The organism is Streptomyces sp. NPDC046909 (assembly GCF_040644695.1).
GTDB lineage: Bacteria > Actinomycetota > Actinomycetes > Streptomycetales > Streptomycetaceae > Streptomyces.
Genome location: NZ_JBEYXC010000005.1, coordinates 74,786 through 90,048, shown reverse-complemented (window position 1 = coordinate 90,048; position 15,263 = coordinate 74,786). Strand labels below are relative to the sequence as shown.

Annotated in this window: 13 protein-coding genes; 5 read left to right on the top strand and 8 right to left on the bottom strand. The window is 71.3% G+C overall.

Going from position 1 to position 15,263, the window contains the following annotated elements; genetic code table 11:
* Window positions 1-279: 279 nt before the first annotated feature.
* From ABZ928_RS17440 to ABZ928_RS17430, 3 genes are all read left to right on the top strand, one after another.
* Complete coding sequence (locus ABZ928_RS17440; RefSeq protein ID WP_361519096.1) at window positions 280-1,452, top strand: alanine--tRNA ligase-related protein; 1,173 nt, start codon at window positions 280-282, stop codon at window positions 1,450-1,452.
* Between the two features lie 130 nt (window positions 1,453-1,582).
* Window positions 1,583-2,146, top strand: coding sequence for a hemerythrin domain-containing protein (locus ABZ928_RS17435; RefSeq protein ID WP_361519094.1), 564 nt, complete (start codon window positions 1,583-1,585; stop codon window positions 2,144-2,146).
* Window positions 2,147-2,377: 231 nt separating this feature from the next.
* Window positions 2,378-3,250 (top strand): hypothetical protein, encoded by an 873-nt coding sequence (locus ABZ928_RS17430; RefSeq protein WP_361519092.1) that lies wholly within the window; start codon window positions 2,378-2,380, stop codon window positions 3,248-3,250.
* Here the strand turns inward: ABZ928_RS17430 and ABZ928_RS17425 are convergent.
* Window positions 3,221-4,738 (bottom strand): methionine--tRNA ligase, encoded by a 1,518-nt coding sequence (locus ABZ928_RS17425; protein WP_361519090.1) that lies wholly within the window; start codon window positions 4,736-4,738, stop codon window positions 3,221-3,223. The genes ABZ928_RS17430 and ABZ928_RS17425 overlap by 30 nt on opposite strands.
* 181 nt (window positions 4,739-4,919) lie before the next feature.
* Window positions 4,920-5,630 (bottom strand): nucleotidyltransferase domain-containing protein, encoded by a 711-nt coding sequence (locus ABZ928_RS17420; protein WP_361519088.1) that lies wholly within the window; start codon window positions 5,628-5,630, stop codon window positions 4,920-4,922.
* 173 nt (window positions 5,631-5,803) lie between these two features.
* Between ABZ928_RS17420 and ABZ928_RS17415 the strand changes: the two genes are divergently transcribed.
* Together ABZ928_RS17415 and ABZ928_RS17410 are read left to right on the top strand one after the other, a co-directional pair.
* The gene (locus ABZ928_RS17415; protein WP_361519086.1) at window positions 5,804-6,421 is read left to right on the top strand and encodes a lipoprotein; all 618 of its coding nucleotides are present in this window, start codon (window positions 5,804-5,806) and stop codon (window positions 6,419-6,421) included.
* A gap of 119 nt (window positions 6,422-6,540) precedes the next feature.
* Window positions 6,541-7,110 (top strand): hypothetical protein, encoded by a 570-nt coding sequence (locus ABZ928_RS17410; protein WP_361519084.1) that lies wholly within the window; start codon window positions 6,541-6,543, stop codon window positions 7,108-7,110.
* Window positions 7,111-7,151: 41 nt separating this feature from the next.
* Here ABZ928_RS17410 and ABZ928_RS17405 read toward each other — a convergent pair whose 3' ends face one another.
* The 6 genes from ABZ928_RS17405 to ABZ928_RS17380 all read right to left on the bottom strand — a co-directional run bounded on the left by ABZ928_RS17405 (window position 7,152) and on the right by ABZ928_RS17380 (window position 15,218).
* The gene (locus tag ABZ928_RS17405; protein WP_361519082.1) at window positions 7,152-8,579 is read right to left on the bottom strand and encodes an alkaline phosphatase family protein; all 1,428 of its coding nucleotides are present in this window, start codon (window positions 8,577-8,579) and stop codon (window positions 7,152-7,154) included.
* A 217-nt stretch (window positions 8,580-8,796) separates the two neighbouring features.
* A complete protein-coding gene (locus ABZ928_RS17400; protein WP_361519080.1) occupies window positions 8,797-9,318 on the bottom strand; it encodes a hypothetical protein in 522 nt (173 codons plus the stop codon).
* Window positions 9,319-9,372: 54 nt separating this feature from the next.
* On the bottom strand, window positions 9,373-10,920 hold the full coding sequence (locus ABZ928_RS17395) for a HAMP domain-containing sensor histidine kinase (RefSeq protein WP_361519078.1): 1,548 nt from the start codon (window positions 10,918-10,920) through the stop codon (window positions 9,373-9,375).
* On the bottom strand, window positions 10,917-11,666 hold the full coding sequence (locus tag ABZ928_RS17390; RefSeq protein ID WP_361519077.1) for a response regulator transcription factor: 750 nt from the start codon (window positions 11,664-11,666) through the stop codon (window positions 10,917-10,919). Before ABZ928_RS17390 ends, ABZ928_RS17395 begins: the two co-directional genes overlap by 4 nt.
* A gap of 28 nt (window positions 11,667-11,694) precedes the next feature.
* The gene (locus ABZ928_RS17385) at window positions 11,695-13,917 is read right to left on the bottom strand and encodes a glycosyltransferase family 39 protein (protein ID WP_361519075.1); all 2,223 of its coding nucleotides are present in this window, start codon (window positions 13,915-13,917) and stop codon (window positions 11,695-11,697) included.
* Window positions 13,918-13,943: 26 nt separating this feature from the next.
* Complete coding sequence (locus ABZ928_RS17380; protein ID WP_361519073.1) at window positions 13,944-15,218, bottom strand: bifunctional glycosyltransferase family 2/GtrA family protein; 1,275 nt, start codon at window positions 15,216-15,218, stop codon at window positions 13,944-13,946.
* Window positions 15,219-15,263 lie beyond the last annotated feature (45 nt).

Below are 15,263 nucleotides of genomic sequence, written 5' to 3'. Positions count from 1 at the left end.
GCGGCCTGAGAACCGGCGGACCGGAAACCGGCGTACCGGAAACCGGCGTACCGAAAACCGGGGGACGTCCCCGGCGTCCTCCGGTTACGGTTGATCCATGGAGGCCAGAGAGCACACCCACACCGCAGCCGCGCGAGCGACCAGCTCCCCGGCTGCCGACGCCTGACCTCACCTCACCTCTCCCCCGGCGGCCGGAAACGGACCGCCGACGCAGCGCGCCACGCCTTCCTGCCCGCCTCCGCGGTTCTTTCCGGTCCCCCGACCCGAAGGAACACGACCATGGACACCGACCGGACCCTGCGCACCTTCACCGACTTCTACGTCGAGCGCGGCCACCACCTGATCACCGGCGGCACCCTGCTGCCGCCGCCCTCGGACCCGGTGCTGTTCACCACCTCCGGCATGCACCCCCTCACCCCGTACCTGGAGGGCCGCCCGCACCCGCACGGCCGCCGCCTGGTCAACGTCCAGCGCTGTCTGCGCACCACCGACCTCGACGAGGTCGGTGACCCCACCCACCTGACCGTCTTCGAGATGCTCGGCTCGTGGTCACTGGGCGACTACGGCCACTCGCGCAGCCTGCGCTGGGGACATGAACTCCTGCGCGACGGATTCGGCATCCCGGACGGGCAGTTGTACGTCACTGTCTTCGGCGGCGACGACCAGGTCGGCCCCGACACCGAATCCCTGGACACCTGGCGGGAGTTGGGGGTCCCCGTGGAGTCGACCCGGGAGGACAACTGGTGGTCCAACGGCCCCGTCGGACCGTGCGGCCCGGACTCGGAGATCTTCGTCTGGACCGGCGACACCCCGCCCCAGGGCACCCCCACCACCGACCCCCGCTGGGTCGAGGTCTGGAACCACGTCAGCATGCGCTACCGCCGCCACGAGGACGGCAGCCTCTCCCCGCTGTCCCGGCCCTCCATCGACACGGGCATGGGCCTGGAACGCCTGCTGACCGTCCTCCAGGGCCGCGACTCGGTCTACGACACCGACCTCTTCGAACCCTGGACGCGCCTGCTCCCTCCCCTGTGGGACCTGGACGAGCCGTCGCTGCGCCTGGTCTGCGACCATCTGCGCTCCGGTGTCGTCGTCATCGGCGAGGGCGTACGGCCGTCGAACACCGGCCGCGGCTATGTCCTGCGCCGCCTCGTCCGCCGCGTCCTGACCACCCTCTGGCAGCACGACCCCACCCGCACCCTGTCCGATCTGCCGCCGGAGCTGGTCGAGCACACCCTGAACCACTTCCGTCTGCCGGGCGGCACCGACCAGGTCCTCGGCCTCCTCCTCGACGAGGAGCACCGCTTCGGCAGGCTCCTCGACCGGGGCCGCCAGATCCTCTCCCGGCCGCGCTACCAAGGACGGCTGAGCGAGGAGGACTACCACTACCTCCACGACACCCACGGCCTGCCCCGCGATCTCGTCGTGGGCCTTCAGAGCCTGCGCCGATGAGCCCCTCTCCACGAACATGACCACGTCAGCCGACATGCCCCGGGCCGCGTTACCCCTCATGCGGCCTGGGCACTCGGCCCCCGTGGCGGCACCCCTTCCGGGGCGCCCGGACCGGTCGGAGGTGGAGAGCATGGGGCACGGCGGAAACGTCATCGACGAGCTGGTGACCGATCACCGCGAGGTGGAGGAGTTCTTCGGTCGCATCGAGGCACTGCCCGCAGGCGACAAGGACCGCAAGGTCCACGCCGACGAAGCGGCCATCGAGCTGGTACGGCACTCGGTGGCCGAGGAGGCGTATCTGTACCCGGCGGTGCGGGAGCATCTGGTGAACGGGAACACCGTCGCCGACCGGGAGATCGAGGACCACGCGCGCGCCGAGCAGCTCATGAAGGACCTGGAGTCCTGCGAGGCCGGGGACCCGGAGTTCGACCGGATCGTCGGCGAGCTGATGGACGAGGTGCGCTCGCACATCGCCGACGAGGAGCAGAACCTCTTCCCCCAGCTGCGGGCGGCCTGTCCCCCGGAGACGCTGGACGAGCTGGGCGAGAAGGTCCGCAGGGCGAAGAAGGTGGCCCCGACCCGGCCACACCCGTCCACCCCGAGCGAGCCGCCGGCCAACAAGCTCCTCGCGCCCGGCGTCGGCCTCATCGACCGGGTGCGCGACGCGCTGACGGGGCGCGGCAAGCACGACTGACCGCCCCGAATCCACGCGTGCACCAAGTACTCGCCTTTTCACGTCGGCCGGATAGGCGAAGTGATGCCACCGCAGTAAATTCAGAAAGGCGGATCGCCGAAGACCGGTGGCACGGGGGAAAACGTCATGCCGATTCTCAGTCGCCTGCGCGAGTGGGCCGAAAACAGTGTCGGGGCCACCGAGAGTCCTGACGCCGTGGTCGTCAAGACCACACGGTATCTGCGGTTGCTGATGATCGCCCTGGTGATCGGCTTGGCCACCGCGATTCTCCACGAGTACTCGAAGTCCCATCTGACGGGCCGCACCAGCGGACACTGTTGGCAGACATCGATCAGCGCCTACTACTACACCCCGGTGCAGTTGATGTTCGTCGGCGGCCTGGTCGCGATCGGCATCAGCCTCATCGCACTGAAGGGCAGCACCGAACTCGAGGACGTGTTCCTGAACTTCGCGGGAATCCTCGCGCCGATCGTCGCTTTCGTACCGACGCCGAATGTCGGTCGGTGCGGGTCTGTCCTCAGCGACACGACCAACCGGAAGACCAACATCGACAACAACGTACTGGCCCTGCTCGTCATGGCCGGCGTCACCTTCCTCTTTCTCCTGGTGCTGAAGTTCCTCGTGAAGAAACCCGTGACCGGCGTCCCGGCACAGGTGGCACGGAAGACACCGGCCGACGAGGAGTGGGCGCGCCGGATCACGGCGATCGGTTTCGCACTGGCACTGGCGTTCTACATTGCGACGGCCATCGTCTTCTGGACCGACCGTGACTGGTTCGACGAGCATGCGCACTGGACTGCCGCGATCACGATGTTCGCGTCCATCTTCCTCGCCGTACTGAACAACGCGATCAACTTCCACTTCACCCAGAAGAGGAATGCGGAAACCACGGGCACGCCCGCGAAGCGCTTCAACTGGTACCTCCTGATCGCACTCCTCATGGGGCTTTCCCTGGCTCTCACCAAGGGATGGCCCCGGTTCGGCGAGCACGGCACTCTCCTGCTCGAAGCGAGCATGATCCTGTTGTTCGCGGTCTTCTGGGTCATTCAGACCTCCGAATTGTGGAACTACGGTCTACGCACTCCGGAGGAAGAGCGGCACTGACTCCGGGAGGACGCCCTCGATCGCGGTCACCTGCCGTGAGATCCGTGCGGCCGACTCCGGTACGAAGGGCCGCAGTTCGTCGCCGAGGACCCGGCACGCCGTGACCAGGGCGGCGAGGACCGCGTCGAGGCGTTCGGCCGCGCTGGTGTTGCCCTGGCGTTCCGCTCGGGCCAGTTCCCAGGGGCGGGTGGCGTCGATGCAGCGGTTGGCCTCCTCCACGATGGTCCAGGCGGCATCGAGGGCCCGGCGGAAGTCGAAGTCGGCCAGGGCCGCGTCGATGCGCGCCGGTGCCGTCCGGCACGCGTCGAGCAGCGGCGCCACGGCGAACCGGTCGGTACCGAGCGCGGGTACGGCCCCGCCCCGGTAGCGGTGGACCATCGTCACGATCCGGTGGACGAGGTTGCCCAGGCCGCCGGCGAAGTCCGCGTCGGCGCGGGCGACCAGCCGCTCGGTGGTGAAGTCGGCGTCCCCGACCCGGGGCACCTCGCGCAGCAGCCACCAGCGGACGGGGTCCGTGCCGTACGCGGTGGTCAGGGCGACGGGGTCGACGGCCGTTTCGTCGTCGGACTTGCTGATCTTGCGTCCTCCGACCGTCAGATAGTCGTGGACGAGGATGTCCGTGGGCAGCGGCAGACCCGCCGAGAGCAGCATGGCGGGCCAGTAGACGGCGTGGAACCGGACCACGCCCTTGCCGACGAGATGGACCCGGCGGCCTCCGTCCGCCGCCCACCACTCGTCGTACGCGGGGTCGTCGGTGCCGTGGCCGAGGCTGGTGACGTAGTTGCCCAGGGCGTCCCACCACACGTAGACGACCTGGTCGGGGTCGTCGGGCACGGGGATGCCCCAGCCTCTGGCGCGGGTGTGGGAGCGGGAGACGGAGAAGTCGTGCAGTCCGCCGGCGATGAGGGCGAGGACCTCGTTGCGGCGGGCGGCGGGCTCGATGCGCAGGGTGCCGTCGGAGATCAGACGGTGGAGCCGGTCGGCGTACCGGGACAGCCGGAAGAACCAGTTCTCCTCCGCGACGAGCTGGGGCTCGGTCCCGTGCTCGGCGCATCGGCCGTCGACCAGCTCCTCCGGCGGGTAGAACTGCTCGCAGCCGACGCAGTACAGCCCCTCGTACTCCTTGCGGTACAGGTCACCGGCGGCCGCGCACCGGCGCCACAGCCGCTCCACCCCGGCCCGGTGCCGGGGGTCGCTGCTGGTGCGGATGAAGTCGTCCAGCGAGAGCGCCAGCGGATCGCGCAGGGCGGCGAAGGCGTCGGCGTTGCGGTCGACGAACTCCCGCACATCGACGCCCGCGGCCTCTGCGGCGAGCACGTTCTTCAGGGAGTTGTCGTCCGTGCCGCTCAACAGGCGTACGCGGTCGCCGCGTTGGCGCCGGTGTCTGGCGAGGGTGTCGGCCTGCACCAGCTCCAGGGCGAATCCCAGGTGCGGGCGGGCGTTGACGTACGGAATGGTCGTGGTGATGTAGTGGCGTGATCCGGTCATCGGTCCTCCTACCGGTGACGGGACCCCGTCCGCACCACGCGTCGAAGCCCCGTCCCGGGGCTTCGGTGTCGGTGCGCGTGCGCGCTCAGCAGCCCCTGTGCGGGGCCATCATTCGATGCTGAGGCGAAGGCGTGATCATGAGGCCGAGGGTAGCAACGGGCGGGGCGGCCGGACACCTGGTTTATCGGGCGTCGGAGCTCGCCGGTGCCGATGCGTAGAAGTGCGCGCGGACGCGCAGCAGCCAGGCCTCCACCGCCGCCTCGTCGGGCTGGTCCGGCAGGGCGGTGCGGGTCTCGTCGAAGGCCTTCTCGTAGTGGGCCATCACGGGGCGGGCCGCCGCCGCGTCGGCGGCGACCTGCTCCCCGAAGTCCCGGAATTCCTGGGGGTTTTCGAGACGGATGGTCAGGCGGCCCGTGGCGTACAGCTCCAGGCCCTGGTGGCACAGCCGCTTGAGATGCCGGGCATGCTTCGCGGTGCGTTTGCGGGTGTCCGCGGAGAAGCTGCCGTCGTCGCGGTTCTCGAGCCGGCGGAACTGCTGGGTGGCGTAACCGAGATAGGCGTCCCGGACCCGCTTGGCGCTCAGGAACGACGTACGCAGGCCGATGAGTTCGTCGCCGAGCGGGGTGCGCACTTCGTACAACTCCGCGGGCAGCCAGGCGAGTTCCATCGCGGTCGGGTTGCCGCCCAGGGCGAGCCGGCACCACTTCGCGGCCTCGTGCAGGGTGCTGTCCGGGGCGGTGGTGACGTGGGACTCCTTCGGCCGGTGGAGGCCGTGCAGGGTCTCGGTGGGGGCGGCGAACATGCCGAGGCGGTCGATGTCGGAGCCCTCGTGGGCGAGGCCGTAGGCGGTGGAGCCGACGACGCCGGACAGCAGGACGTTGGGGACGGTCACGGTCGGCCACCTTTCTCGCGGCGGGGGTTCGGTCCGCGCCGGTCCATTGTGCTGACCAGGGGTGACGCGGTCACCAGGTTTTTCTCCGCCGCGCGGACCTCCGCTAATGTGTGCCGCCTCGATCGAGGGGAGACACGGCCGTGCCGGTCAGGGTGGGGAACGCAGGGCGTCGGATGGCTTACGTGGCCTTGCTGGCGGGGGTGCTGGCGGGCTGCTCCGGGTCCGCGGAGGACGGGGACGCGAAGTCGCCCGTGAAGGCCACGGCGAAGGCGACGGCGACGGCCAGTGCCTCCGCGACGGTCTCGAAGACCGCCGAGCCCGGCGGTTCCATCGGGGCTGCCGGGTCGGCGTGCGAGTTGCCCGTCACCTTCGACACCGCCGCCGAGTGGACGGCCGAGTCCGTCCAGGCGGAACTCACCCAGGGCCCGGTCACCCTCCGGTGCGAGATCGACGCCAAGCCCGCGGGCAGCGTCGGCTTTCTGCGCGCGTGGACCGGAAAGCCCGGCGACGCCGACGCGCGCTCCGTGCTGGAGGGGTTCCTGGCGGCCGTGGAGGGCGCGACCGTGAGCGAGGAGCGGTACAGCACGTTCAAGACCGGGGATCTCACGGGCGCGCAGGTGACGTACATCGACACGAACGAGATCCTGGACGAGCCCAAGGAGGAGAGCGCGCTGGCCGTGATCACCACGGACGGTCCGGTCGTACTCCACCTCGGCGGCATGGACACCGAGGAGCACCGCGACATGCTGCCGGCGTTCGAACTCGCGAAGAGCACGCTCCGGGAAGGCTGAGTCGCCGCGCCCTCGCCCTTCCACGCTTCACATGCCTCGATATCCGGACAAGGTGCAACCATTTATTCATCCCGGTTGTCTCACCAGATATCAGGCACATGAACTCCCCGGGGGACATCATGCGACGCAACAGAACCACATGGGCCACCGTCGCTCTCATGGGGGCGACGCTGGTCGTGGCCGCCGTGCCCGCGCAGGCGACCACGGCCACGACCACCTGCCCCACCGGCTGGGGCAGCCTCGCCAAGAGCCGCTCCGCCGGCACGACGGACTCGGTGACGAACGTCAGGACCGGCCGGCACACCTGCTACGACCGGCTGGTCGTGGACGTCCCCGGCGCCGCCAAGGGCGAGCTCGGCTATCACGTCCAGTACGTCGACCGGCTCCACCAGGACGGCTCGGGCCGGCTCATACCGGTCGGCGGCGGCGCCGTCCTCGAGATACGGGTGGCCGCCCCCGCCTACGACCCGGAGACCGGCGCCCCCACGTATCCCGCGCGGGTGAACCGCCCCCTCCCGGGCGTCGACCTCGACGGATACCGCACCTTCCGGGACACCCGCTTCGCGGGCAGCTTCGAAGGAGACACCCAGCTGGGCCTCGGAGTGCGCGCCCGGCTGCCGTTCCGGGTGCTCCGGGCGGACGACCGGGTCGTGGTGGACGTCGCCCACTCATGGGGCGCCAAGCCCTGACCGGGTGATCCCGGCCTCCGGGTCCGCTCGGACGGGGCCGCTCAGACGTGCGGCCTGCGCCCCCGTTCCTGGTGCGGGAACGTCTGGTCCGCTCCCGGCAGTGTTGGCTTCGGCAGGGTCTCGACCTCTTCCTTCGCCTTCTCCAGCTGCTCCGCGGTGTCGTCGGGCAGCCGGGGCGGGCGCGGCCGGGCGGACGGGAAGCGGAAGGCTGAGGTGAAGTCGCCGAAGGCGCCGCGCCGCCAGTCGCTGATGTTCGGCTCCTCGACGCCGGTGAATCGCTCCAGGAACCGCAGCGCGGAGGTGTGGTCGAAGGCCTCCGAGGCCACCCAACCGCCCACGGTCCAGGGCGAGATGATGATGGCGGGCACCCGGAAGCCGCCCCCGATGGGCAGGCCCCGGACGAACTCGTCGGGGGTATCGGCGGGCGGGGTCGGCGGAGGCACGTGGTCGAACAGGCCGTCGTTCTCGTCGTAGTTGAGGATGAACGCCGTCTTGCGCCACACCTTCGGGTTCGAGGCGATGGCCTCGATCTTCGACGCCACGAAGTCGGCGCCCGCGGCGGGCAGATAGTCCGGGTGCTCCGACTGGTAGCTCGTCGGCATGATCCAGGAGACGGCGGGGAGCCGGTCGTTGCGGGCGTCGTCCTCGAAGGTGCCCTCCGGCTGCGGACGTACGCCCCGCTCGTACAGGTCCGAACCGGGCTGCGCGTTCCTGAAGTTGGCGAACTGCTCCAGCATGTTGCAGCCGTAGTCGTCGTCCTGCTGGTAGACCTTCCAGCTGATCCCGGCCGCCTGGAGGCGTTCCGCGTACGTCGTCCAGCGGTACGGCGTCGGCGCGACGTTGCTGAGGATCGGACCACCCCGGGTGCCGGCCGGGTCGATGGTGCCGGTCATCCACATCAGGCGGTTCGGCCAGGTCGGGCCGAAGACCGAGCAGAAATAGTGGTCGCAGACGGTGAAGGTCTCGGCGAGCGCGAACTGGAAGGGGATGTCCTCGCGGGTGTAATAGCCCATGACGTAGGGGCCGTTGACACCGTCGGCCTTGCGGTGGGCCGGCAGCCAGCGGTCCATCCCGCCGCCGTTCCACGCCTCGTGCTGCACGGACCAGGCGTGCGAGGTGGACGGGATGGCCTGTGCGCTCGTGGTACGGGTGTCGAGATGGAAGGGCAGGAGATAGCCCTTGGGGTTCTCGGCGTCCGGCTGGTAGAAGACGGAACGGCCGGTGTCGAGCCGCAGCGCATCCGGGTCGGCGAAGCCGCGAACGCCGGACAGGGTGCCGAAGTAGTGGTCGAACGACCGGTTCTCCTGCATCAGCATCACGACGTGCTCGATGTCGCGCAGCGAACCGTGCTTCGGCGGTTCGGCGGCGACGGCCTTCTGCACGCTCGGCGGGAGGAGGGAGAGTGCCGCGGCGCCGCCCAGTGCGCCCGCGGCCGAGCCCAGGAGTCTACGACGGGTCAACTCGGCCATGATTGCCCCTTCTTGAGCGAAAGAACCGACGGCCGGCCCCGGTGTCGGAACCGGTCCGCCGATCACTCTCCGCCCGACTCGGGACGGGGCATCAGGGGCGGCTGATGAACATGCGGACAACGTGCGGGAAGGGGTTGGCCAAGCCATGACCCGCAACAGCGGCGCGTTGCCGTCGCTTGGAGAACGTCTGACCGTGTCGTGGACCGGCGTTGGAGGTTCAGTCGCGGGACTCGCGGCGCAGGAACCAGACGATCACGGCAACCGCGGCCAGCCACAGCGCTGTCACGGCGACCGGTCCGCCGATCAGATCGCCGTAGCCGTACGCCGGGATCGCGACGATCATCGCGGTCCAGGCCGCCAGGAACCACAGGGAGAAGGAGCCCGGCAACTCCCGTCGCGCCCGGCGTACGACGGTGATCCCGGCGGCGATACCGTAGAGTCCCGCGGCGAGTTCGGCGAGGGCGACGGCCGCGGTGAACTCAGCGTCGTCCGCGCTCTCATGGGCGGTCGCCAGCTGGAGCGCCCCCGTCAGCACCACGAAGACGCCCAGCAGCGCGGCCGCCGATCCGTAGATCCGCCGCCACCGCGCCCTGCGGCGCCGTTCGATCTCCTGGTACGTCAGCCCCTCGGTGCGGCGCCGTTCCGCATGCCGCCTCGATCGGCGCGCGGCCTCCAGCCGGGCCCTGCGTGCACGAAGCTCACGCCGCCGACGCCGCGCGGCCGTGTCTCCCCAAACCATCGGCGCGATCCCCCCGTTGTCCCCTAGAGGAGAGACACCGGGCGGGTCCGTGATTCACGCCGGAGGCGTTATGGCTCCGGGCCGGGCGGCATCGCCCAAGGGGAGGACCAGCCGGAACGTACAGCCCTCGCCCGCCACACTGTCCAGTTCCACGCGGCCGCCGTGCCCCTGGGCGATCGCCGACGCGATGGCGAGGCCCAGGCCGCTGCCGCCTCGGTCGCGGGAACGGGAGGGGTCGACCCGGTAGAAGCGCTCGAAGACCCGCTCGGCCTCCTCCGGCGCGAGTCCGGGTCCCTGGTCGACGACCTCGATCACGCCGATCGGCACGGACTCGGCCAGCGGCGGGGAGGCGCTGGTGCGGCCCGGCCGGTCGGTGCCGCCGCTGTCCGCCCCTGCCCGGGCGACGCCGACCCGCACGTCCACCGGGGTGCCCGGCGGGGTGTGGACGAGGGCGTTCGACAGGAGGTTGTTGACGACCTGGAGCAGACGGTCGGGGTCGCCCACGGTCTCCACGACGTCCAGTTCGGCGTCCTCGGTGTGCGCGCCGAGCGGGCTGAGGGTCACACGGTGCTCACCGTGCGCGCGGACGGCCGCCGCGCTCACCGCGTCCGCCGCGAGGGACAGGAGGTCGACGGGGTCGCGGCGGTAGGCGGGCTGCTGGTCGAGCTGGGCGAGCAGGAGGAGGTCGTCGACAAGGAGGTTCATGCGCTCGGCGTTGCGGGCGATCTGTTCGTCGGCCTCCCGGCGTTGTGCGGCGGGCCGGTCCGGGTGGCGCAGGGCGAGCTGGGCGAAGCCCTGGACGGTGGTGAGGGGCGTACGGAGTTCGTGCCCGGCGTCGGCGACGAAGCGGCGCAGCCGCGCCTCGGAGAACTCCCTTTCCCGCAGGGCCTGTTGGAGACGGTCGAGCATGTCGTTGAGCACGGTGCCCAGGCGGCCCGTCTCGGTGCGCGGGTCGGTGTCCGGCAGCCGCAGGCTGAGGTCCCCGTCGGTGATGCGCTGGGCGGTCTGCTCCATACGGGTCAGCGGCAGCAGGCCGAGGCGGACCACCGTACGGCCGACGGCGATCAGACCGACCACGGCCGCGGCGAGGACGGCGGCGTTGAGGGCGAGCTGCTTCGACAGGGCACCCTCCACCGTGTCGAGGGGCAGGGCGACCACGTACGAGGTGCCCGTCGCCGGGACCTCCCGCCACAGCACGCGCCACTGGCCGTCCCCGGACTCGGCGGGGACGGTGGACTCGTGTCCCGGCGTCAGATCCAGGGCGTCGGTGGTCCGCGCGAGCTTCGGGCCCGGCTTGCTTCCGCCGCCGAGAGCGCTCTGCTCGTGGCCCGCGGCGCTGTAGAAGGTGACCCGGAAGTCCGAGGGGAGGGAGACCGAGTCCGGCGCGGGTTTCACGGGCGGCTCGGCGGGGCGGGAGGCGGCCCGGTCCGGCAGCGCGAAGCCGGCCAGCTGCTGGTCGACCCGGTTCAGCAGCCAGGAGTTCATTCCCGCGACCGCGATGGCCTGGGCGGTCAGGACCACGGCCGCCGCCAGCAGCGTGACACCCCACACCAGCCGGCCGCGCAGTGAACGCGGACGCGGCGTCCAGCGGCGGCGGCTCACCGATCGGCTCCCGGCGTGTGGCCGGGAGGCAGCCGCAGGCAGTAGCCGACGCCGCGCACGGTGTGCAGCAGCGGCGGATCGAAGCGGTCGATCTTGCGGCGCAGGTATTTGACGTACGTCTCCACGATGCGTCCGTCGCCCGCGAAGTCGTACCCCCACACCTGGTTGAGGATCTTGGTCCGGCTGAGCACGCGGTTGGTGTTCTCCATGAAGTAGGTCAGGAGGTTGAACTCGGTGGGGGACAGCGCGATGTACTCGCCGGCGCGGTGCACTTCATGCGCGTGCTCGTCCAGTCGCAGGTCGGCGAAGCGCAGGATGCCGCTGTCGTCGCCGTCGGGGCCGGAGAGGTGGTCCGGGGAGGTGCGGCGCAGGATGGCGCGGATGCGCAGCAGCACCTCCTCGATGCTGAACGGCTTGGTCACGTAGTCGTCGCCGCCCGCGCTCAGGCCCGCGATGCGGTCGGCGAGCTCACCGCGGGCCGTGAGGAACAGCACCGGTGTCCGGACCCCGCTCGCCCGCAGTCTGCGGGTGACCTCCAGGCCGTCCAGGTCGGGCAGCATGATGTCGAGGAGCACGAGGTCCGGGCGCCGGTCCGCCACGTCCCGCAGGGCGTCCTGGCCGGTGGCGGCGCCGAAGACCTCGTACCCGGACAGCCGCAGCGCCGACTCCAGCAGCATGCGGATGCTCGGATCGTCCTCGACCACCAGGAGGCGGGGCGGAGCGGGCGCGGCGGCCAGGTCGGGCATGGTGCGGTGGGGTCCGTTCTGCCGGGGGCTACTGGGTCCGGGCCTGGGCGGCGCAGTCGTACAAGGTCGTACTCATACCGCCCATCATGCCGCCCGTGCCGGAACCGCCGCTCTCGGTGCTGCCCCCGTACTCCTTGGCGGGGACCTCGGTGCAGTTCTCGCCGATCCAGTCGGACCGCTGGGTGGCCGCGCCGTCCTCGCCGCCCATCCGGGCCGCCATGCCGCCGCCCGAGCCGAGTACGTAACGCAGCTCCCGGCTCTTGGTCCACTTCTCCAGCTGCTGGACGGACGGAGCGTTGTCGGTGCCGCTGAAGCCGCCCATGCCGATCACCGTGGCGTCGCTGTCCAGGATGTACGTGGCCGCGCCGGTGGCGCCGCCTTCGACGGCGAGGGTGATGCGGGCGCCGTCGGAGTGCCGCGTGGCGTAGTCGAGGATCTTGCGCTGCTCGGAGGTGAGGGTGGCGCCGCCGCCCGCGCCGCCGAAGCCGCCCCGCAGACCGCCGGTGCCGGTGTCGGTGCCGGTGCCGGTGCCTTCGGGCAGGTCGAAGCCTTCGGGCAGGTCACCGCCGGCACCGCCTTGCGGCATCTCGAAGCCTTCCGGCAACTCGCCGCTCCCGTTCCCCTGCGGCATCTCGAAGCCTTCCGGCAGCTCGCCGTTCCCGTTGCCGCCCGGCATCTCGAAGCCCTCCGGAAGCTCGAAGCCCCCGCTCCCGCCCGGCATCCGCCCGCCGCCGAAAGAGAGGGACGTCGGCCCGGCCGTGGGGTTCACTCCGCCCATCGCCGAGCCGGATCCGGCCGGCACGCTCACGGCCCACGCGCCGGGCGCGAGCAGCACCGCGCACACCGCGCCGCCGAGGGCGGCCACCGTCAGCCGCGGCTTCAGCGTCGCCACGGCCAGCAGCCCCACCGCGACCAGCCCCAGCACCGCGACGGCCCAGGCGAGCCACCCGTGCCAGGACGGCACCCGCCGGATCACGACCACGGCCCATACCACCGTCACCAGCACGGTCCCCGCACCCACCGGCACCGCCCAGCGCGCCCCGGCCCGGTGCGCGCGTGCCAGGGCCGTCACCAGGCCCGCGGCCAACGCGGCGACGGCGGGGGCGAGTTGGGTCGTGTAGTACGGGTGGAACGTGCCCTCCTGCGTGGAGAACACCAGCCCGCACACCCCCAGCCAGGTCCCCCACAGCGCCCACCCGGAGCCCGGCAGCGCCTCGCCCGCCGAGCCGTGGCCGCGCCGCCGCAGCACCGCCCCGACGGCGGCGACGATCACCGCGACCGCGCTCACCGGCAGCAGCCAGCTGATCTGCCCGGCCACCTGGTCGTTGAACAGCCGCAGCAGACCGGACTCACCGCCGAAGGCACCGCCGATGTTCCCCGTGCCGCCGCTGCTCGCGCTCTCGCCGAAGATCCGGCCGAGCCCGTTGTAGCCCGTGACCAGGTCCCAGGCGCCGCCGTCGGTGCTGCCGCCGATGTACGGGCGGTCGTCACCCGGCCACCAGGCGACCATCGCCACCCACCACAGCGAGGAGACGGCACACACGGCACCGGCGATCAGCAGCCGCACGACCCGCGTGAGCCAGGTGCCGGTCGCGCCGACCAGCCAGGCCGCGGTGAGGGCCGGCAGCACCATCCAGGCCGCCATCATCTTCGTGAGGAAGCCGCAGCCGATCAGGAAGCCGCTCGCGCACAGCCACCACGTCGACGGGCGGCCCGAGGACTGCAAGGCGCGGGTCAGGGCGTAGGCCGCGGAGACCAGGAACAGCACGAGCAGGGTGTCGGGGTTGTTGTCCCGGTTGATCGCCACGGTGATCGGGGTCAGCGTCATCACCAGCGCGGCGAGCAGCGCCGTGCCCTCGCCCGCCCAGCGGCGGACCGTGCGGTGCAGGACGAAGACCCCGGCGACGCCCTCCAGCAGCTGGGGCAGGATCAGCGCCCAGCCGTGCAGGCCGAAGATCTTGCTGCTGAGCACCTGCGGCCAGAGCGCGGCCGGGGGCTTGTCGACCGTGACGACGCCGGCCGGGTCGAAGGAGCCGAAGAGGAAGTTGGTCCAGCTCTGGCCCATCGACTTCACGGCGGCCGAGTAGTAGCTGTTGCCCCAGCCGAGCGAGCCGAGCGCCCAGCCGTACAGCAGGGCGGACAGGAGCAGGATCGCGCCGAGCGCGGCGGGGGCCGCCCAGCTTGGCAGGGCGCGGCCGTTTACGGGGAGGCGCGGCACGGTGCCCGACGGCGCCTCGGTGGTGTGGGTCACGGGGAGATTCGCTCTCGGGGTGGGGGTCAGGAGGCGCGGCGGAAGACGGCGAGCCGCAGCACCAGGAAGCGGATGCCGGTCACCAGGACCGAGGAGACGGCCAGTACGAGGGTCTCGGCGGCGGCCGAGGCGTCCGGTACGGCGTCGCGGAAGAGCAGGACGGCCGCCGAGGTGATGAGGTAGCCGATGACGAACAGGGCGCCCGCGCCCAGGTGGGCGCGTCCGGCGCCGATGCCGTCGGCGGCGTAGCGGAAGGTGAGGCGGCGATTCGCCTCGGTGTTGAGGAGCGTCAGCACCAGCAGGGAGACGAAGTTGGCCAGGGCGGGCTGCCACCAGCCGCGCAACAGCCAGTACAGCAGGGCCTGTCCGGCGGTCGAGGCGATGCCGATGGCGACGAAGCAGCCGATCTGCCAGGCGAGTTGGGAACGTGCCGTGTCGGGGGCGAGGACGGCGTCGGGGTGCTCGGCGGCGGGTTGCGGACGTGCCGGGACCGGGACGCGGGCGGCGCCGGACGCCTTGAGCCGGGCCATCCGCCACAGCCCGCGCAGATCGTCGGTGGCGGTGCCGACGACGTCGACGCGGGTGTCGACGTCCTCCACCCAGTCGACGGGGACTTCGTGGATCCGCAGCCCGTTGTGCTCGGCGAGCAGCAGCAGTTCGGTGTCGAAGAACCAGGCGTCGTCCTCCGTCTTCGCCAGCAGCGGGCGCAGCACCTCGGTGCGGGCGGCCTTGAATCCGCACTGGGCGTCGCTGAAGCGGGCGCCGTGGGTGAGCCGGATCAGGCCGTTGTAGCAACGGGAGATCAGTTCGCGGCGCGGGCCGCGCACGGTACGGGCGCCGGAGGCCAGGCGGCTGCCGATGGCGAGGTCGGAGTGGCCGCTGGCGAGCGGGGCGATCAGCGGGAGCAGTCCGTCGAGGCCGGTGGACAGGTCGACGTCCATGTAGACCACGATCTCGGCGTCACTGGCACCCCACACGGTGCGCAGCGCCAGACCACGCCCCTTGCGGTCGAGATGGACCACGCCCACGCCGGGCAGTTCCTCGCAGAGCTCCCGGGCCGCCGCGAGCGTCCCGTCGACGCTGGCGTTGTCCGCCACGGTGATCCGCCAGGGGTACGGCAGCTCGTCCCGCAGCCGGGCGTACAGGGTGCGGATGCAGCCGGGCAGCGCCCGTTCCTCGTTGTAGACCGGGATGACGATCTCGACGGTCGGCGCCCGTGTCCCGGCCGTGTCCGTGGCGTCGGCCGGTGTCGGGGCCTGGAAACTCCCGGTCGTACGCAAGCCACTGATTGTCTGCGTCATGGGTTCCTCGAGCGATGGGGGTCGGTGGGGGGCGGCTCCCGTGCG

Bases quoted from the DNA above. Each gene is read 5' to 3' on its own strand.
- ABZ928_RS17390 (WP_361519077.1), bottom strand. From the start codon at position 11,666: ATGCCCGACCTGGCCGCCGCGCCCGCTCCGCCCCGCCTCCTGGTGGTC.
- ABZ928_RS17440 (WP_361519096.1), top strand. From the start codon at position 280: ATGGACACCGACCGGACCCTGCGCACCTTCACCGACTTCTACGTCGAG.
- ABZ928_RS17380 (WP_361519073.1), bottom strand. From the start codon at position 15,218: ATGACGCAGACAATCAGTGGCTTGCGTACGACCGGGAGTTTCCAGGCC.
- ABZ928_RS17435 (WP_361519094.1), top strand. From the start codon at position 1,583: ATGGGGCACGGCGGAAACGTCATCGACGAGCTGGTGACCGATCACCGC.
- ABZ928_RS17405 (WP_361519082.1), bottom strand. From the start codon at position 8,579: ATGGCCGAGTTGACCCGTCGTAGACTCCTGGGCTCGGCCGCGGGCGCA.
- ABZ928_RS17415 (WP_361519086.1), top strand. From the start codon at position 5,804: ATGGCTTACGTGGCCTTGCTGGCGGGGGTGCTGGCGGGCTGCTCCGGG.
- ABZ928_RS17425 (WP_361519090.1), bottom strand. From the start codon at position 4,738: ATGACCGGATCACGCCACTACATCACCACGACCATTCCGTACGTCAAC.
- ABZ928_RS17400 (WP_361519080.1), bottom strand. From the start codon at position 9,318: ATGGTTTGGGGAGACACGGCCGCGCGGCGTCGGCGGCGTGAGCTTCGT.
- ABZ928_RS17430 (WP_361519092.1), top strand. From the start codon at position 2,378: ATGATCGCCCTGGTGATCGGCTTGGCCACCGCGATTCTCCACGAGTAC.
- ABZ928_RS17410 (WP_361519084.1), top strand. From the start codon at position 6,541: ATGCGACGCAACAGAACCACATGGGCCACCGTCGCTCTCATGGGGGCG.